18 protein-coding genes and 2 tRNA genes are annotated in these 18468 nt (G+C 41.8%); 12 read left to right on the top strand and 8 right to left on the bottom strand.

The window, feature by feature from the left end:
• Window positions 1-132: 132 nt before the first annotated feature.
• Window positions 133-471, top strand: a complete 339-nt coding sequence (locus FTU34_RS09305) for a GlpM family protein (protein WP_111884495.1) — start codon at window positions 133-135, stop codon at window positions 469-471.
• Between the two features lie 189 nt (window positions 472-660).
• On the top strand, window positions 661-1383 hold the full coding sequence (locus FTU34_RS09300) for a hypothetical protein (protein WP_180035453.1): 723 nt from the start codon (window positions 661-663) through the stop codon (window positions 1381-1383).
• Between the two features lie 111 nt (window positions 1384-1494).
• On the opposite strand, the gene tenA is transcribed toward FTU34_RS09300, so the two are convergent.
• Window positions 1495-2160 (bottom strand): thiaminase II, encoded by a 666-nt coding sequence (gene tenA / locus FTU34_RS09295; RefSeq protein ID WP_078193179.1) that lies wholly within the window; start codon window positions 2158-2160, stop codon window positions 1495-1497.
• 207 nt (window positions 2161-2367) lie between these two features.
• Between tenA and FTU34_RS09290 the strand changes: the two genes are divergently transcribed.
• From FTU34_RS09290 to ahpC, 4 genes are all read left to right on the top strand, one after another.
• Complete coding sequence (locus tag FTU34_RS09290; RefSeq protein WP_180035454.1) at window positions 2368-3453, top strand: DUF475 domain-containing protein; 1086 nt, start codon at window positions 2368-2370, stop codon at window positions 3451-3453.
• A gap of 155 nt (window positions 3454-3608) precedes the next feature.
• Window positions 3609-4973 (top strand): MFS transporter, encoded by a 1365-nt coding sequence (locus tag FTU34_RS09285; protein ID WP_180035455.1) that lies wholly within the window; start codon window positions 3609-3611, stop codon window positions 4971-4973.
• A 51-nt stretch (window positions 4974-5024) separates the two neighbouring features.
• The gene (gene ssb, locus FTU34_RS09280) at window positions 5025-5612 is read left to right on the top strand and encodes a single-stranded DNA-binding protein (protein ID WP_078193176.1); all 588 of its coding nucleotides are present in this window, start codon (window positions 5025-5027) and stop codon (window positions 5610-5612) included.
• A 277-nt stretch (window positions 5613-5889) separates the two neighbouring features.
• Entirely contained in the window at window positions 5890-6453 is a 564-nt protein-coding gene (ahpC, locus tag FTU34_RS09275; RefSeq protein WP_078190520.1) for an alkyl hydroperoxide reductase subunit C, read from the top strand.
• Between the two features lie 67 nt (window positions 6454-6520).
• Here ahpC and FTU34_RS09270 read toward each other — a convergent pair whose 3' ends face one another.
• Together FTU34_RS09270 and ycaC are read right to left on the bottom strand one after the other, a co-directional pair.
• A complete protein-coding gene (locus FTU34_RS09270; protein WP_180025069.1) occupies window positions 6521-7444 on the bottom strand; it encodes a LysR substrate-binding domain-containing protein in 924 nt (307 codons plus the stop codon).
• 107 nt (window positions 7445-7551) lie between these two features.
• Window positions 7552-8178, bottom strand: a complete 627-nt coding sequence (ycaC, locus tag FTU34_RS09265; protein ID WP_078193174.1) for an isochorismate family cysteine hydrolase YcaC — start codon at window positions 8176-8178, stop codon at window positions 7552-7554.
• Window positions 8179-8506: 328 nt separating this feature from the next.
• Between ycaC and FTU34_RS09260 the strand changes: the two genes are divergently transcribed.
• The 3 genes from FTU34_RS09260 (at window position 8507) to FTU34_RS09250 (ending at window position 11943) form a co-directional block, all read left to right on the top strand.
• Entirely contained in the window at window positions 8507-9385 is an 879-nt protein-coding gene (locus tag FTU34_RS09260) for a pirin family protein (protein ID WP_180035456.1), read from the top strand.
• A gap of 430 nt (window positions 9386-9815) precedes the next feature.
• Window positions 9816-11114, top strand: a complete 1299-nt coding sequence (locus tag FTU34_RS09255; RefSeq protein WP_180035457.1) for an FAD-dependent oxidoreductase — start codon at window positions 9816-9818, stop codon at window positions 11112-11114.
• 1 nt (window position 11115) lies between these two features.
• Window positions 11116-11943 carry a cyclopropane-fatty-acyl-phospholipid synthase family protein gene (locus FTU34_RS09250; RefSeq protein ID WP_180035458.1) on the top strand — a complete coding sequence of 276 codons (828 nt, stop codon included), beginning with the start codon at window positions 11116-11118 and terminating at the stop codon, window positions 11941-11943.
• A 51-nt stretch (window positions 11944-11994) separates the two neighbouring features.
• On the opposite strand, the gene FTU34_RS09245 is transcribed toward FTU34_RS09250, so the two are convergent.
• From FTU34_RS09245 to FTU34_RS09235, 3 genes are all read right to left on the bottom strand, one after another.
• Window positions 11995-12070 (bottom strand) — tRNA-Thr (locus tag FTU34_RS09245).
• 190 nt (window positions 12071-12260) lie between these two features.
• Complete coding sequence (locus tag FTU34_RS09240; RefSeq protein ID WP_078190515.1) at window positions 12261-12488, bottom strand: hypothetical protein; 228 nt, start codon at window positions 12486-12488, stop codon at window positions 12261-12263.
• A 428-nt stretch (window positions 12489-12916) separates the two neighbouring features.
• Window positions 12917-13007, bottom strand: a tRNA-Ser gene (locus FTU34_RS09235).
• A gap of 122 nt (window positions 13008-13129) precedes the next feature.
• On the opposite strand from FTU34_RS09235, the gene FTU34_RS09230 reads away from it, so the two are divergent.
• On the top strand, window positions 13130-15010 hold the full coding sequence (locus FTU34_RS09230; RefSeq protein ID WP_078193161.1) for a potassium transporter Kup: 1881 nt from the start codon (window positions 13130-13132) through the stop codon (window positions 15008-15010).
• 201 nt (window positions 15011-15211) lie between these two features.
• On the opposite strand, the gene FTU34_RS09225 is transcribed toward FTU34_RS09230, so the two are convergent.
• Window positions 15212-15928, bottom strand: a complete 717-nt coding sequence (locus FTU34_RS09225) for a hypothetical protein (RefSeq protein ID WP_180035459.1) — start codon at window positions 15926-15928, stop codon at window positions 15212-15214.
• Between the two features lie 263 nt (window positions 15929-16191).
• On the opposite strand from FTU34_RS09225, the gene FTU34_RS09220 reads away from it, so the two are divergent.
• Together FTU34_RS09220 and FTU34_RS09215 are read left to right on the top strand one after the other, a co-directional pair.
• Window positions 16192-17280, top strand: a complete 1089-nt coding sequence (locus FTU34_RS09220; protein WP_078193159.1) for a DNA/RNA non-specific endonuclease — start codon at window positions 16192-16194, stop codon at window positions 17278-17280.
• Window positions 17281-17397: 117 nt separating this feature from the next.
• Complete coding sequence (locus FTU34_RS09215; protein ID WP_078193158.1) at window positions 17398-17646, top strand: hypothetical protein; 249 nt, start codon at window positions 17398-17400, stop codon at window positions 17644-17646.
• Window positions 17647-17744: 98 nt separating this feature from the next.
• On the opposite strand, the gene aqpZ is transcribed toward FTU34_RS09215, so the two are convergent.
• Entirely contained in the window at window positions 17745-18431 is a 687-nt protein-coding gene (gene aqpZ, locus FTU34_RS09210) for an aquaporin Z (protein ID WP_180035460.1), read from the bottom strand.
• Window positions 18432-18468: the final 37 nt, after the last annotated feature.

Raw genomic sequence — 18468 nt, 5'->3', positions numbered from 1 at the left:
ATAAAAGCGCTGTGACTGTTTTGAGTTCATCGTTTAAATCTCCTGTGTCATGCGCATAACAATCCATTGGAAAATCTCAGGACTATCGCAGAAAAGACGTAAAATGCAGTTTTCTCGAAACTATAGAATGCCATGTTGTCCTTATTTCTCAAAAGCTTAATGGGTGCCTTTGTTGTGGTATTAATTGCTTTGCTGTCTAAAAGTAAGGCGTTTTATATTGCAGGTTTGGTTCCATTGTTTCCGACTTTTGCGTTGATTGCCCATGTGATCGTTGCAAATGATCAGGGTGCAGCCGCATTACAAAAAACTGCACTGTTTGGACTCTGGTCTCTCATCCCGTATTTCATTTATTTATTGATGGTGTACCTGCTCGCAACACGTGTGAGTTTAACGGCATGTTTGAGTGTAGCAACGTTGAGTTGGGTGCTTGCTGCGGCTGTTTTGATTTATGCATGGCAGAGTTTTCAGTAAGCATCAAAAGCCTATATCGATGCTGATTTAGATCAATTTTTTATGGGTTCTAGATCATTTATAAAACTATAGATTTGGCTAAAATTATGATGAATTTCCAATCGTTAAATGTGTGATTTTAAATGTAAGTATTTGAATATTTAATTATAATTATGACAGAACAGCAAATAATCATGATAAGAGCAAATAATGTTAAAACAATTTTGGGTGATCATCTGCCTCATGTTTTTAAGCCAAATCCTGTGGGCTGAAGACAGTCAAATCCTCGCGTTTGAACAGTTTATTGACCCTGCAGCCGAGCAGCGTTATAGCGTGAGCGTGCCTGCGGTCGGGCAAAATGAACAGCTATGGTCTGTGGTCTATATGGTGCTGCAAACCAACCAAGTCCCTGACAATACTGTTCTGGACTTTAAAGTCGTTCCCCAAGGTTTATTATCGAAAAATAATCCTGCACAAAAAATACAAGAGTATGCTTTTGATGGTGTACAGTTGGCACAGAAAAAAGACTATGTACTGTCCCAATTCTCCGATTTGAGTGAACAACTGGAAGATCAAACTGGCAAGAAAGTGCAGGATGCATCAATCTTTGATATTAGTCGTGCCCATGTATATGCCCGCGTAGAAGATTGGGTGCCTGACTATAATGCACAAGCCACCCAACTGAATATTGAACTGGGTAAACTCAATGAAATGCAGGTGAAAGGGCTGTATTTCATTTTAGGCAAAGGTGAAAAGCCCAAAGATTTATTGGCCATTGCTCAACTTGATCCGATGATCAAATCACAATTTCATTCAGAAGAAATGCAGGAACGCAAAGCAGCACGCAGTGAGTTGCGTGAAGCACGTTTTGCGATTTTTTTGGTGATTATCGCGATGGGGATTTTTCTCGGATGGTATCGTTTTAAACGCTAATGCCTGAAATGATCGTGCATGGTCATTCTAAAAACCGAATCTAACCATATTAAAAAAGGATCTAAAAGCAATTTTAGATCCTTAATTTTTTATACAGTTTAAATCAAAGGTTTATTCTACAGGCCATGTGCGCTGTTGATACGCGCTGTCCCAGAACATCCATTCTAATTTTGCACCGTTCGTATAAGCCGCATGCATTTTTTCACGTGTATCTGCATCGCAGCGAGCCGCCACTCGATCAATAGTTTGAATCACGTTTTGCACAGCAGTATTGAAGTCTTCACCTGAGTAGGTGTCGATCCATGCTTGGTAAGGGTTATTAGGCACAGATTGGCTGACAATGGCTTTGCCGACTTCAGCATAGATCCAAAAGCAAGGCAGGAGTGAGGCAAGGACCACAGGGTAACTTTCTGACCATGCTGTCGCTGTTAGAAATGAAGTGTAATGATGGCAGGCAAGGGTCAGTGGAGTATTTTCAAACTGTTCTTTGCTAATGTTGAAACCTTGCATAAAGTCATTGTGCAGACTGCGTTCCACCACGATGGCAATTTTTGCCGCTTCAGAAAACTGAATCACATCGTCGGCATCAAATGCCTTGGCTGCACACACTGCAAGTGCACGACCATAGGCCAATAAATAATGGGCATCCTGAATGACATAGTGACAAAAGGCGTCGCGGCTTAAACTGCCCTGAGCCAATTCCTGATTAAAAGGTAGATGGAGTATCTGCTGATATAACGCGGTATTACGTTGCCAAACTTCTTCAGAAAAACGCATTGAACATTCCTGTCGTTAAAAATGAAAGACGGGTCTACACCATGATGCGATGTATTTGAGAGCCTCCATCTTAGAGTGTTTATTCAAAATGTAACGAATAATTTTTGGTTTCAATCCTGAAAAGCGGCATAATTGCGCCATAAACTTAGCTTCAAACTGGGTATTCCCTCATTTTGAAATCTTATTGAATGAATAGGTCGATCTATCATGATGAAACATTTTGGTTTCTCAATCGTCTTTACGATCGTGTGTCTTGCTATTTCTGCATATTGGGGTCTGAATCATGGCCCAAATGCAGGCGTGCAAGCCATGCTGACAGCACTGACTATTACTGCAATTTTGGCAGTGATGGAAGTGTCTTTGTCATTTGATAACGCTGTAGTGAATGCATCGGTACTCCGTGGTTGGGATCATTTCTGGAAAATGATTTTCTTAACTGTCGGGATTGTGATTGCTGTATTCGGTATGCGTTTGATTTTCCCAATTGTGATTGTGGCTGTTACTGCAGACATGGGCGCTATGGAAGTGGTGCAATTGGCATTGAATAATCCAATTGAATACTCTGCAAAATTGATGGCCCATCATGCAGAAATTGCGGCCTTTGGTGGTGCTTTCTTATTGTTGGTGTTCCTGAACTTCTTCTTAGATGAAGGGAAAGATACCCATTGGTTCCGTTGGCTAGAGCGCCGTTTAGCTAATCTTGCAAACGTTCCTGCGATGTCCGTGTTTATTGCCCTAATTGCGTTATTGGTAATGGCAGCAAACGTGGCCGAAGCCTCTCGTCTAGCGGTAGTGATGGCGGGTATCTGGGGGATCGTGGTGTATATCGGTGTCCAAGTACTGAGTCATTTATTGGGTGGTGAACCTGAAGTTGATGAAAACGGTAATGCGGTTGGACATGACGCAAATGGCGTACCGACGGGCGTGATCAAAGCAGGTTTTGGTGGTTTCCTTTACCTTGAAGTACTCGATGCCTCATTCAGTTTTGATGGTGTGATTGGTGCATTTGCGATTACCTCTGATGTGGTAATCATTATGCTCGGTCTTGCTATTGGTGCTATGTTCGTGCGTTCAATGACCATTTACTTAGTGGATAAAGGCACCTTAGATGCTTATATCTTCCTTGAACATGGTGCGCATTATGCGATTGGTGCTTTGGCCTTCATTATGTTGGCGAGTGGCACAGGTCTTCATGTCCCTGAAGTGGTAACGGGTCTAATTGGTGTGGCATTTATTGTTTGGGCTGTGATTGCCTCAATTCAATATAAAAAGCGTCAAGAAAATCTAGGCTAATTTAAATTTGCCTAAAATCTCCCAAAAAGCGCAGCGTCAGCTGCGCTTTTTATTTGTCCAATCATCAGGATATTTAAAATCAATAAAAATCCTGCTTCGCTTTAAGCTGAATGTCCTATAATCCCATTCCAAGATTAATGAATTTTTAACCAGCTATGATGAATGCTCTTGAACGACGCTCAACTTTTGCTTTGAGTAGTATTTTCGCCTTACGTATGCTGGGGCTGTTCATGATTATTCCTGTTTTCTCTGTGGCAGGGCAGCAATATGCAGGGGCAACACCGGCACTCATTGGTTTAGCGGTGGGTGTCTATGGGTTGACCCAAGCGATTTTACAGATTCCGTTTAGTTTGATTGCAGACCGTTATAGCCGTAAACCGTTGGTGGTGATCGGGCTGCTGTTGTTTGCTTTAGGTGGTGCAATTGCGGCGATGTCCGATAGCATCTATGGCGTGATTATCGGGCGTGCGATTGCCGGTGGTGGTGCTGTATCTGCCGTAGTGATGGCTTTGTTAGCCGATGTCACACGTGAAGAACAGCGTACTAAAGCCATGGCCATGATGGGGATGAGTATCGGTTTGTCCTTTGTGGTCGCGTTCAGCCTTGGGCCTTGGCTCACAGGTTTAGTCGGCATCTCGGGTTTATTTTGGGTGACCACCATCATGGGACTTGCCGCGATTGCGATGTTGCTATTGGTACCGAAAGTAACGCGTCATCATAAAAATTTTCAACAAGGTTATCTGACGCAGTTAAAGCAAGTACTGAAAATGCCTGATCTAAATCGTTTACATGTTTCAGTCTTTTCATTGCATTTACTGCTCACAGCGATGTTTATCTATGTGCCGTCTCAGTTGATTGACTTCGCCAATATTCCCTTGCATTCGCATGGTCTGGTGTATTTGCCGCTTTTGGTCGTGAGCCTGTTTTTTGCATTTCCAAGTATTATTTTGGCGGAAAAATATCGCAAAATGCGCGGCATTTTCTTGACCGCCATTGGTGGCATTATTTTAGGATTGGGCATCTTAATTTTTGGTTTCGAATCAAAATATATTTTGCTGACAGGCTTAGGTTTATTCTTTATCGCATTTAATGTGATGGAGGCATTATTACCGTCATGGTTATCGAAAGCAGCTCCAATTCAATCCAAAGCGACTGCCATGGGGGTGAACGCCAGCAGTCAGTTTCTGGGGGCATTTTTTGGTGGTATGATTGGTGGGCAACTTCTGTTGCTAAATGATACGGCAATGGGATGGGGCATCCTGACAGCGCTAGCCATTTTATGGTTGATCATTAGTTTTGGGTTGGCTCAGCCGCGTTATTTATCGTCTATGGTGTTTAGTTTGCCTGAAGATAAAGAAACGGATGAATGGACTTCTCAGCTTTTAGCAATTCGTGGTATTGAAGAAGTTGTGGTGATGTCTGACCAGCAAGTGGCTTATGTAAAAGTGGATAAGCAGCAGATGGATGAATCTGCGCGACAACATTTAACGCACTTGTTAGGGAAAGAGGTAGCCATTTAACCATAACTCTTATAAAGTAAATAATAGAAACAAATAGGAAGAATACGTCTGATGCGTGGTGTAAATAAGGTCATTTTAGTTGGTACTTTGGGTCGTGACCCTGAAACAAAAACTTTCCCAAATGGTGGTTCTCTCACTCAGTTCTCAATTGCAACGAGTGATTCATGGACAGATAAAAATACAGGTGAACGTAAAGAGCAAACAGAATGGCACCGTATTGTGTTACATAACCGCTTAGGTGAAATTGCACAGCAATATTTGCGCAAAGGTTCTAAAGTTTATATTGAAGGTTCATTACGTACTCGTCAGTGGACAGATCAAGGCGGTCAAGAGCGTTACACGACTGAAATTCGTGGTGAACAAATGCAAATGCTTGACAATAATCGCCAACAAGGCGAACAAGGTCAAGGCGGTGATTTTGGTCAGCCTCGTTTTAATAATCAACAAGGTGGTTATAACAATAACCAAAACCAAGGTGGCTACGGTAATAGCTCAAACCAAGGCGGTTATGGCAATAACCAACCGGCTCAAGGCAATAGCTATGGCAATAACAACCCAGGTGGTTTTGCGCCAAAACAACAGCCTGCACCGACACCGGCTCCTGCAGCAGCAGATTTAGATGACGACTTACCGTTTTAATGAACCTTAAACACAGCGTTTAAAACGGTAGATCATCATCAAAAAAAGCCCTCAATCTTGAGGGTTTTTTTATGTGTATCTAAATGTTTGCCAGTACTGTGTTCAGCATTGAGCGAATAGATTATTGATTGGTAGCGTCGATTAAAATCTAATATAAATAATAAATCTAAAAATCCGATAGTTTTTATAAAAAAGTTCGGTTTTACCTATGGCTTGATATTTCGTATTCTAGCTTCAACAGATAAGCAATCCCTGAAATGAGTTAGAGGAATATCAAATGAGTTTAATTAATACTGAAGTAAAACCATTTAACGCTACCGCTTACCAAGACGGTCAATTTATTGAAGTTTCAGAAAAAGACTTCTACGGTAAATGGTCTGTGGTGTTTTTCTATCCTGCTGACTTTACTTTTGTATGTCCAACAGAATTAGGCGATCTTGCTGATCACTATGCTGAATTCAAAAAAATGGGCGTAGAAATTTATTCAGTATCTACTGATACACACTTCACGCATAAAGCTTGGCACGATTCTTCTGAAGAAATTAAGAAAATCGAATACCCAATGGTTGGCGATCCAACTTGGACACTTGCGAAAAACTTTGATGTTTTAATTGAAGCGGATGGTCTTGCTGACCGTGGTACTTTCGTAATTGACCCTGAAGGTAAAATCCAAATCGTTGAAATCAATGCAGGTGGTATTGGTCGTGATGCTTCTGAATTGATGCGTAAAGTAAAAGCTGCTCAATATGTACATGCACACCCAGGTGAAGTATGTCCTGCAAAATGGAAAGAAGGTGAAGCGACGCTTGCACCATCGATCGACCTAGTGGGTAAAATCTAATTTGGTAATCCAACCGTAGATTTAAAAAAGCCAGAACTCAGTTCTGGCTTTTTTGTGGTTTAGATCATTAGACTAAATAGCCATCATGTTCTGGAGCATAGCCACGAACTCCATCGACTAAATAGTCAATTAATCTTTCCATGACTAGGCGTTGACCTTTGCGCGAAGCATATACCAATTGCACCGTACCGACATTTGAGCACCATTCGGGGAAGAGGTGAATTAAACGACCTGCCTCAATATCTGCTTGCACGGTTAAATAGGGTAAGTCTGCAATGCCTAAACCATCGAGTGCTGCATAATAAGTACCGGCTAAGTCATTGCTTTTAATCCGAGGCTGTAAGGCAATTTCAATCTGTTCTTGCTGTCCTGTATGATGCAAATGCCATTGATAGCGGTTTTTCTGTGTGCCCAAAACGATACTCGGAAATTCTGTCAATTCGGTAATATGCTTTAACTCGCGTCCTTGTAAAAGTTCAGGACTAATCACTAAGCAATGCACGGTTTTAATCACGTCACGTACAATAATACTCGAGTCTTCATTCTTACTAAAATTGGTGCGAATCGCCAAATCAATGTCGTCATGTAAGACATCCACACGGCGGCTAGACAGCTCGAGTTCGACCTGAACTTTGGGATGATCTTTTAAAAACTGATTTAACAAGGGGCGAATTTGATGTTCCATCATGACTGGTGGACAGCTAATTTTAACCAAGCCTTCAAGTTCACTTTTTTGCTTCAAGAGCACCTGATGCGCACATTCGACTTGTTCGATCACTTTTATGCATTCTTCATACAATTCTTGGCCTAATGTCGTGACCTTAAAGTGTCGGGTAGAACGCTGAATAAGGGTGACATTATATTTGGCTTCGAGATCTAAAATGCGTCGGCTTAATTTTGATTTTGTAATATTCGATGCTTCACTTGCAGCGCTAAAACCGCCATGTTTCACCACCAAGTAAAAGTAGTAATAGTCATCAAATGAATGCATGGATCACCTTATGCAGTGAAAAATTATTTCAATTCCAATTATCATACGTCAATTTATACATCAGGTATAAAAAAAGCGGCTCGAAGCCGCTTTTTACTACTGGAGGATTATTTCTTTTCAGTATTTTGCGTATAGCTGTTGATGAGGTTACGGTAGTCTGGAATATGGTTGCCGAAAAGCGCACCTAAACCTTCAATATCATTACGCCAGTCACGGTGTAATTCACACGCGGTACCAAACCACGTCATGAGCTGTGCACCCGCTTGCGTCATACGTTCCCACGCTGAGTCGCGGGTTAAATGGTTGAAAGTACCTGAAGCATCGGTCACCACAAAGACGTCAAAGTCTTCTTCTAAAGCAGACAAGGTTGGGAATGCCACACAAACCTCAGTCACTACACCGGCAATAATCAATTGTTTTTTGCCGGTTGCTTTGACTGCTTTCACAAAATCTTCATTATCCCAAGCATTAATTTGACCTGGTCGTGCAATATAAGGTGCGTCAGGGAACATTTCTTTGAGTTCTGGAACCAATGGCCCGTTTGGACCTTGTTCAAAACTGGTGGTGAGAATTGTTGGAAGATTAAAATATTTAGCAGCTGCAGCAAGTGCGAGCACATTATTTTTAAATTTATCTGGATCAATATCGCGAACCAATGAAAGTAGACCCGTTTGATGGTCAACTAAAAGTACCGCGGCATTGTCTTTGTCTAAACGAACGTAAGGTTTGCCCATTTTATTGTCCTCTTTCCTGTTTGCAAGTACGCAGGATCAGATGAAGTCTGCGTGTTAACTCGATTTAGCATAGCTATAAAAATGGGATAATGGAATGGGTTTAAATGAGAAAAACAATCATAATATTGGGATAATTCATTGTTGAATATGACTTAAACCCCTATATTTTCCAAATCAATGCTTGTTTTTGAGTAGATTTTAGATTGTATTACTGATTATTGTTCTATATTTGAGATATATAATGCTATTTGGATGATGGTCAGCAAGTATTTCAAAGCTTAAAATAAGCGCTATGTTCATCCTATCGTATGAATATAGGAGCTAAGAAATGAAAAAAGTAATTGGTGTTTATCGTAATCAGCAAATGCATTGGGTGGGTGATGGTTTTCCAGTCAAAAGCTTATTCTCCTATGATCGTCTAGGTCAGGCCATTAGCCCATTTTTGCTTTTGGATTATGCGGCACCTTATCAGTTCGATCCCACCACTGCACAGCATGGCGTGGGTTCACATCCACATCGTGGTTTTGAAACCGTGACTATCGCCTACAGCGGTGAAGTGACTCATAAAGACTCAAGTGGTGGTGGCGGCACAATTCAAACGGGCGATGTGCAATGGATGACCGCAGGTTCGGGTTTGGTACATGAAGAATTTCATTCGCCTGAATTTGCTCAAGCAGGTGGTCTTTTTGAGATGGTTCAATTGTGGGTGAATTTACCGGCAAAAGACAAAATGACTCAGCCTCGTTATCAAGCGATCACGCGCCAAGATATTCCACGCATAGACATGGATGAAGGTGCAGGCCATATTCGGGTGATTGCCGGTGAAATGGGTGGTCACCTTGGGCCAGCACAGACCTTTAGTCCAGTGAATGTCTGGGATGGTGAGTTGAAAGCTCAATATGAAACCACCTTATATGTACCTGAAGGGCATAACACCATTTTGGTGGTCTTGAAGGGTGAGGTGGTGGTGAATGAAAGCCATAAAGTGCAAGACAGTTCGATGGTCATGTTTGCCAAAGACGATATCGCCATTCAGCTACAAGCGTTGCAGGACACACAATTTTTGTTGCTTAGCGGTGAGCCACTAAATGAGCCGATTCAAGGTTATGGCCCATTTGTGATGAATAGCAAAGCTGAAATCATTCAAGCCTTTGATGATTTCAATAACGGAAAATTTGGTGAAATTGCAGTGGCGCATGAAGCTTAAGCGAAATTCATGACATTGAAATAGCCGAAAAAAAAGCCTCTGAACAGTCAGAGGCTTTTTTATTAAGCGCTGTAGTATTTATAGTTGTCATGATTTAAATATCATTTTACTTTTTATAAATTGTGATGAATTTATCACTTTCTTATGTGGCGCATCTTAGCGGTATTTGGCTTTAAAGTAAACCGAAAGTTATAAAAATGGTTAATTTAATTGCTTGGTTTTATAGAGTAATTAAAATTTTAAATAAAAATATGTTTAAAAAACAAAGCTTAAATTGTGTGCTTTTTGACTGTAAATATTTGTAAATTTAACTTAAAAACGGCTGTACTGAAATCCATACAAAAAATGCGAATCTGGTATTTTTTAATAGCTATTTTTAAGTTCTGATCAGTCATACTTTTAAACTGTGTTTTATAGATGGAAAAGAAAATTGGAAATTGCAGTCATCGGTAGTGGCATGGCTGGGCTGGCTACCGCAAGAATTCTTAAAGACGCAGGGCATAACATTACAATTTTCGAAGCTCTGCCTGGTCGTGGTATGGATAGCCACAGCACTGAGTTTGAAGGTGGCTTGATCGATGCCCCTTTGCGTGTGATGAATCCACACCTCTGGAAAAATACCTTAAGTTTGGCGACCCATTTAGGGATTAAAACTTTCCCAGTCCGTACCTATATGGCATGCAGTTGGCTATTTGAAGATCGTACAGAAACGTGGTTGACCACTAGTCGTAGCCGTATTGGTAATTTCCCAATTATTAATAACCGTAAAGGCTTACAACAATATGGCTGGCGTTTAGTCAAAGGAATGTTGCAACTTAAAGCCGCGATCACTCGATTTTTTAAATCAAAAAATCAGGACATCACGCTTGCCGAGTTCATTAATAAAAATGAAATTGAAGAAGTATTTTGGCATGGTGCGGTCATGCCTGTGTTGTATACCATTTGCACCTGTAACCCGAAAACGATTGGGGAATGGCCTGCGAAACCACTATTGATTTTCTTGCGTCAATTGACCAATGGCGATGCCTTGTTGCGTATCCAAGGTGGTACACCTGCGTTGGTTGATAAGCTGATTGAAGGTTTAAATATTCAAAGTGGTACGGCAATTACCAAAGTGCACGAGCAAGACGATAAAGTCTTGGTGGAAACTGAGGCCGGAGCACATCATCTATTCGATCGCGTGGTTGTTGCGACACCAACCACCAAAACGGAAGAATTTTTAGATCCAACCCAGTTTGCTGATGATATTGAGCTCTTAAAGAAATTTAAATTTGAGCAAGGTCAGTTGGTGATTCACACCGATCAAACCGTGATGCCGCCGAAGCGCAAAGATTGGTCTGTACTAAGTTATATGATGGATCGTAAATTTACTCGTCAGCAATTTACCGTGTGGCTTAACTCAATCGAGCCGAGCTTGGTGGGTAAAACTCCAGTGTTCCAAACTTGGCAGCCAGTGACACCGATTGATCCTAAAAAAGTGATCTCTTCGGTCAGTTTGACACGCGCAGTGGTGGATTCACATACGGTGGCGCTGAATAAAGAGTTACAGCAACGACATTTATCCCCTGAGCGTAAAGTCTTCTTTTGTGGCTCATGGTCTTGCGATGGTCTGCCGATTTTAGAGTCTGCGGTAACATCTGCTATGCATATTGCAGAAATTTTTGGTGCACCATTGCCGTTTGTAGGTTTAAAACCTAAAGTGGAGGTTGCCCCTCAACTCGGTTACTAACATGAAATGGCTTCAAGCAATTCGTCATTATATTCCTAGCCATAAATATGCGATTAACAGTCGACTACTCGGAGATGATGCGGAGCTTGCTTGGAGCAATTTGGGCTATTGGAATGATGCAAAATCATCCTACCCTGCAGCCTGTCAAAAACTCGCTTTCCATCTTGCCGAATCCATTCAATTAAAATCTACAGATCGTGTTTTAGACCTTGGTTGTGGGCAGGGCGCGAGCTTGGTTTTTTGGATGGAACATTTTCAAATTCAAAACTTATCCGCAGTCGAATTGCAAACCGAATGTGTGGAAAAAATCCAAAAAAATTTAAATTCAAAAATCAAAATACAACAAGATTCATTTTTGAATTTAAAAAATATTTATCCACAAAACTGTATGGATGCCGTACTGTGTATTGATGCTGCGTATCATAGTGATTTGAATTTATTGCTTTTATCAGTTGTTAATGTTTTGAATTCAAAAGGACGCTTTGCTTTTCACTATTTGATGTTGTCCGATGCGTTTTTGAATTTAAATTCATTACAGCGACTGAAATATCAAAGTCTGTTGAAAGCAGCAGATGTGAATTTGAAAAATTTAAATTCAAAGCAAAATTTACAACACCAAGTGCAACAGGCAGGTTTCGAAAATATCCAGATTGAAGATATCAGCGAATTCGTATTTCAGGGTTTTGCCGATTATATTCAAGAACAAAAAAGTCAGATGAGCCTGAGTCATGTGGATCAATTCAAAATCAAGATGACGGCAAAATTGTGCGAAAAGTTGTATCGAGACGGGCTGATTCGTTATGTGCAGATTAGCGCGAGGAAGCCATAAAAGACCGGCTCTAAAAACATCAAAGCCTCACTAAAAAGCGAGGCTAAGAAATGGTGCCGGCACACGGATTCGAACTGTGGACCTACTGATTACAAGTCAGTTGCTCTACCAACTGAGCTATGCCGGCGTTGTGGAATGCATTCTACAGATTTTTTGAAGTGGTGCAAGTTAAAAAAACAGCAAATCGAATGTAATTTATACGTTTGATTTATTCAGCATTTGACCGATGTTTGGCTCTAAAAACCAGAGAAATAAAATTAGGCAATGTTTCGCCCACAAGATGTGGGCGAAAAAGTAGGATAGATGAACGTTGGGTGCTATTTCATTCTTAAAATTTGGTCTAGATCCTGTGCGCATTCTTCAAGTGTATATGCCATCTCCAGTTGCATTTGGGGGCGGAGTTCATTGGCGAGCTTTCGCCATTCGTCAATCAGACGCTGTGCTTTTTGAATTTTATGTTTATTGATGTCTTTGGCAAGGGTTGGGGTATAGCCACCACGTTTGGCGTTCTTGATCTGCTTAACATAATTCTGGCTGTTATTCATGTTCTCTCCCGAATAGCAGTGATATATGAAAGGTGTTTTTTAAGTTTTTCGTTGATCAAGTTAAAAGTACCGCAATCGCGTTTCAGTTCTATGATGTTTAAATTAATGAATAATTTTTTGAATAGCACCTATATTGAGAGGATGATTTATTTTTAGCATAGGCTTAAGTAATTGTCTTTAGAATATAAAATTTGTATTTGTAAATAAACGTGTCTTTCTTACTGCCAATAAAAAATCCATAAGTCGTGCATTAGGAAAAAAACGTGTGATTTAAATCCATCAATCAGGACTTAAATACTGTGAAGTTATTGAGCTAAACAAATAGAAGATCAATTAGGGGAATATTTAATATTGAGAACAATAAAATTAAAAAAGGCCTAAATTTTATCAATTTAGACCTTCATTCTGCTTGGCATTGCAGTTTATTCTGGCGGTGAAAGAGGGATTCGAACCCTCGAAACGCTATAAACGTTTACACACTTTCCAGGCGTGCTCCTTCAGCCACTCGGACACTTCACCTTTTGCGCGGTGGATAATAGCGAAAAAAATATATTCTGCCAAGAGAAACAATTGAATTAGACAAAAACATCTTGAGCGGTGCTATGATTCGCAAAAATCCTGTCTAAATTGAAGACAATTATATGCAAAGTACTGCACAAAAAGCCGCATTGCCTGCCATCACCTTGGCAGCTTTGGGCGTAGTATTCGGAGACATTGGGACGAGCCCGTTATATGCGCTGCGCCAATGTTTCCTCACAGCACACTTGGCGATTAGCGAAGCGTCTGTGCTGGGTATTCTGTCCCTGATTTTCTGGTGCATCATGCTGACGATTAGTTTTAAATACGTCAGCATCATCATGCGCGCAGATAACAATGGCGAGGGCGGTATTATGTCGCTGTTGGCCTTGAATCTACGAACCACACGAATTGCCGAAAACAAAAAAATCTACCTGATTGCCCTTGGCTTTATTGGGGCATCTTTGTTCTTTGGTGATGGGATCATTACCCCCGCAATCTCCGTGTTATCTGCGATTGAAGGTTTAAGTATTGCGACGCCGATGTTTAACCAATGGCTGCAACCCTTATCGATTGGTATTTTGGCGGGGCTATTTTTAGTGCAACGCCATGGCACAGGCACGATGGGTAAATTCTTTGGTCCATTGACGCTCATGTGGTTTTTATCCATTGGCGGATTTGGATTATGGAGTATTTCGCAAACGCCATTTGTGTTGACCATGATCAGTCCGCATTGGGCTTTCAATTTTGTGGTACAGCAGCCCTATGTTGCGTTTTTGACCATGGGTGCGGTCATCTTGACGATGACAGGTGGTGAGGCAATCTATGCCGATATGGGGCATTTTGGCCGACTCCCAATCCGCTTGGCATGGTTTATTGTGGTGATGCCGTGCTTGTTGTTGAACTATGCGGGCCAAGGTGCTTTGCTACTGCGTAATCCAGAAGCTCTAGCCAATCCATTCTATATGCTGATCCCAGAATGGGCACTGTATCCAATGATTGCTTTGGCGACAGCGGCCGCGGTGATTGCCTCTCAAGCGGTGATCACAGGGGTATTCTCTATGGTCAATCAGGCGATTCAATTGCGTTATTTGCCGCGTTTGACAGTGAAACATACCTCTGAAGTTGAACGTGGTCAGATTTATTTACCATTTATTAACTGGGCATTGTTTATCTCGGTGCTGATCTTGATCTTGCTGTTTGAAAACAGTGCGAATTTGGCCAGTGCGTATGGCGTAGCTGTGACCATGACCATGCTCTGCGGTACGATTTTGATCTCAGTTTTGGCTTATGGTTTATGGCGTTGGCCCGTTTGGAAAGTGGCAATATTTGCAGTGCCATTTTTATTGATTGATTTGATCTTTGTTGCATCGACATCATTAAAAATCGCAGCGGGCGGTTGGGTTCCAATCCTGATTGGTGCGGTATTGTTTACGATTTTAATGACGTGGAAAGATGGTCGGGCATTGGTGCTCAATCGACTCGGTAAAGATGCTTTGCCTATTGACCTGTTTATTCGCAGTGTCAGCATGGGTAGTGAAACCAAGTTTGTTCCAGGTGATGCCGTATTCTTGACAGGAACGCCTGAGATCGTGCCTCATGCCATGTTGCATAATATTAAGCACAACAAAGTTCTGCATGAACGCAATATTATGGTTACGGTCAACACCCGAGATGTGCCATTTGTACCCGAAAATGAGCGGGTGATCACGGAAAAACTAGATGATCGATTCTATCGAATCACGATGTTTTATGGGTTTAAAGATCAGCCGAATATTCCTGCCGCTTTGGAGCATGCGTATCGTGAATTGGGCTTTGAATTTGATCTAATGCAAATCAGTTTCTTTATTTCCAGAGACCGTATTATTCATACCTTGGGTGAAGGCATGGCACCTTGGCGAGAAAAGCTGTTTATCTCTATGCAGCGAAATACCAGTCCAGTCAGCGATTTTTATCAAATTCCAACCAACCGTGTGGTTGAGTTGGGCAGTCAGATTGAAATTTAAGACGTAGATTGAACTTTTAGGCATAGATTTAAAAGTTAGACACGAAAAAGCCAGATCAATTCTGGCTTTTTTTATCTGTAATAATTAAACTTTTTAGTCCAAAGACATAGAGATCATTCTGTTGCTTTTTCCTGGGAGGAGTATGCGAGCAAAACAACAGAATGAAGATGTTGCGTTATTTCATCCTTGAAAATACGCTGATTAGTTGATTGTCGCGTCTACATCTGCAGAGGCTTCAGGCGCAGCTTGGATGGCTTCGTCAGCAACAGGTGCTTCTGGGTTGGCTTGAATTGATGCATCTGCAGGATTTGCACTTTGAGTTTCAGGTGCTGCCATAAAAGCATCTTGTTGTCCTTGAGGAGCTTCAGGCAATGCAGCCGATGCGCTATCGGCATTCACTGGCGCTTCTGCAGAAGAGGCAATGACTGGCGCAGCGTTGGCATCCGTTGATACGGCTTCAGGTACATGCTGTGCTGTTTCCACAGGTGCTTCAGTTACCGCGGCTTCAGGTGTATTGGCCACTGCTGTTTGTTCAGTTGGCACAGACTGCTCTGTAGGTGCGGCAGCTACACTTTGCTGTTCATTTGCGAGTGCATTTTCCGCTTCAGTCACTGCTTGTTCAGCATTTGCAGGGACTGCAGGGGCATTCGGATCGATTTGGTTTGCCTGAGCCTGTTCAGGGTTTAAGGGCTGTTCTGTTGCAGCGGCATTGACTTGTCCGGCAGGAGCTTCAACCAATTGAACTTGGCCACTTGAAACTAAGTCCTGAATGGAACCAGGTTGACCATTCACGGTGGTCACAATTTTGACTTTAGATAAGCTTTCTAATGTATCACCGGGTTGAATCGGCGGTTCTGCAAATGCTGCTGCGCTCATTAAACCTGAAATTAAACCTAAACCTAAAATTTTAGAATGCATAATCACTCCGTATATTTTTATCGCAATTTTTCGTATTTTTACCTTGTCATAATTCTTGAGGCGAATTCAATGAAACATACGCAACTGCTTCATGACCTCCTATAAAGAACTGCACAACTGCGACATAAAGTTACATCAACTGCTGCTTTGTTAAACAATATTTGTGTGATTGTTAAGCAAATTAAAAAAGAAAAGTGTACTAAAATTTGCACCCTTGCTAAGCTGCGGAAAAATAGTCCTTTTAGAAGTCATTGTTGTAAGTCATGGTCAAAAAGAAACGCAATTCAGCAAATCCGCTTTCACAGTTATTTGGGCAAAATGGCATAAAAGTGCTGTTGGGTCTGGTGGCAACAGGAAGCTTTGCTATTGCTTTCGGGCAAGAAAAGATTCAACAACTTGTTTCTATGAGCAGCACTTCAAATAGCGCCTGTTTGGACCAATTTTATCGTGAAGTGCCACCTTATTTGGTCCGTGAAAGCTTACATAAAAACAGTTTTCCACTGTGTTTTAATGGCTTTAATGTCATGTATTCAGGGATATCCAAGACACCGCTTTGGGTTGCAGAAGCATTAACCCCCGCACGCCTGAGTCAAAAAATTCCGCGTGAAGATAACTTTCATGAAGAGACTCGCGTGCCGTCTGAATATCGGGCTTTGCTGTCAGACTATAAATCTTCAGGCTATGACCGTGGACACATGGCGCCAAATGCCGATATGCCCAATAAAGCTGCGCAGTTAGACAGTTTTTCTTTGGCCAATATGGTGCCGCAAGCTCCCAAAAATAATCAGCAAGTGTGGCGTGAGTTAGAAGAAGCCACACGGGCGATAGTGACCAAACAAAAGCAAGATGTCTATGTGGTAACGGGGCCAGTATATAGTGCGAAAAAATTAAAAACCATCGGGCAAGGGGTCATCGTGCCGACCGCTACTTATAAGGCGATCTATTTGCCGAAAAAAGGTGTTGCAGGCGTGTACTATGCAGACAATACCTTGCGTGATACCGCACCGACAGTCAAAGTCATGAGTATTTGTGCGCTAGAAGAACTGACTGGAATTAATTTCTTTCCAGAATTAACCGAAGACCAAAAGCGTAATACCTACCGTTTGCCACTCAAAGCCACCCAAGTCAAAGCAAATCAAGACATCGCTTATTTGCATTGGGATGCTGAAAGCCAGTGTGCTGCAGATGTCGCAGAAGACAAGATTTTAAGTTTGCAAAAAGAGTTTAAATCGAGTGGTGGTTCTGTGGGAGAGACATCCATGGCAAGCAGTGAAAATGACAACAATCAAGATGCCTTGGTCAAACAATTGATTGAAGAAATTTTGCAATATCTGCTACAAATTTTGAAATAATCAAGCAGATAATAGCGTTGAACTGCGAGCGATGAAGAGGATCATTGCTTGCAGTTGAAATCTTTTTCACGTATTTCTATTGCTGCATCACTACAACAAAAAAGAAGGATATCCAACATGTTTAAAGCATTTGAAAATGATACAGCGTCGCATGCAATTCATGACTTAACACTAGAAAATGGCCAAGATCGAATTAATATTTATGGCAACTTACAGGTGACGAAAGACCAAGCTGGTTTAGCTGCAGCGAAAGCTTTACAGGCATTTTTCAATGATGTGGTGACCACGCTTGAGGCAGAAACTAACTTAGCTGAAAAAATAGCGCAGGGCGGTGAAGACAACGAAGTGGAAAATCCATTTCTTTAATGCTGTGTCATCGGCTGTCGAAGGACGCAATGCTCAATTCGGGATGAATGAAAAAAAGCTCACAGGTTGTGAGCTTTTTTTGTGGCGTATTTTTCTATTTATGCGTCTTTTGCCATCAGTTTATAGATGACCGCACCAATCACTGCGCCAATGATTGGGGCTACCCAAAACAGCCAAACTTGTGACAGCGCAGCAGTTTCAGCAAAGAATGCGACACCCATACTACGCGCTGGGTTGACTGAAGTATTGGTGACGGGAATGCTTATGAGATGGATCAATGTAAGCGCAAGACCGATCGCAATTGGGGCAAATCCAGCAGGGGCACGTTTATCCGTTGCTCCCATGATCACAATCAGAAAGCCAGCCGTCAGCACAATTTCAATGATTAAGGCTGAGAGCATAGAGTATTTGCCCGGAGATAATTCATCATAGCCATTGGTGGCAAAACCGCCGACGCCGGTAAATCCGGCCTGACCTTGCACAATGATGAATAGAATAAATGCGGCGAGGGTTGCACCCAGCAATTGAGAAATAATATATGGAGCCAGTTCTTTCGCTTCAAAACGACCGCCAGCCCACAATCCGATACTCACGGCAGGGTTAAAATGTCCCCCTGAGATATGACCCAGCGCATAAGCAGCCGTTAATACCGTTAAACCGAAGGCCAGTGCTACGCCAGCGAAGCCAATGCCAAGTTCAGGAAAGGCCGCAGCCAAGACCGCACTACCACAACCACCAAAGACCAGCCAAAACGTACCAATCAGTTCTGCTAAATATTTATTCATTTAAAACTCCATTTGTTTTTGTCATTTGGAATAGATT

It is taken from the genome of Acinetobacter sp. YH12094 (assembly GCF_013419295.1).
Taxonomy (GTDB): Bacteria; Pseudomonadota; Gammaproteobacteria; order Pseudomonadales; family Moraxellaceae; genus Acinetobacter; species Acinetobacter amyesii.
Note: the sequence above shows the minus strand (reverse complement) of the source record. Positions and strands in the feature narration are given on the sequence as shown.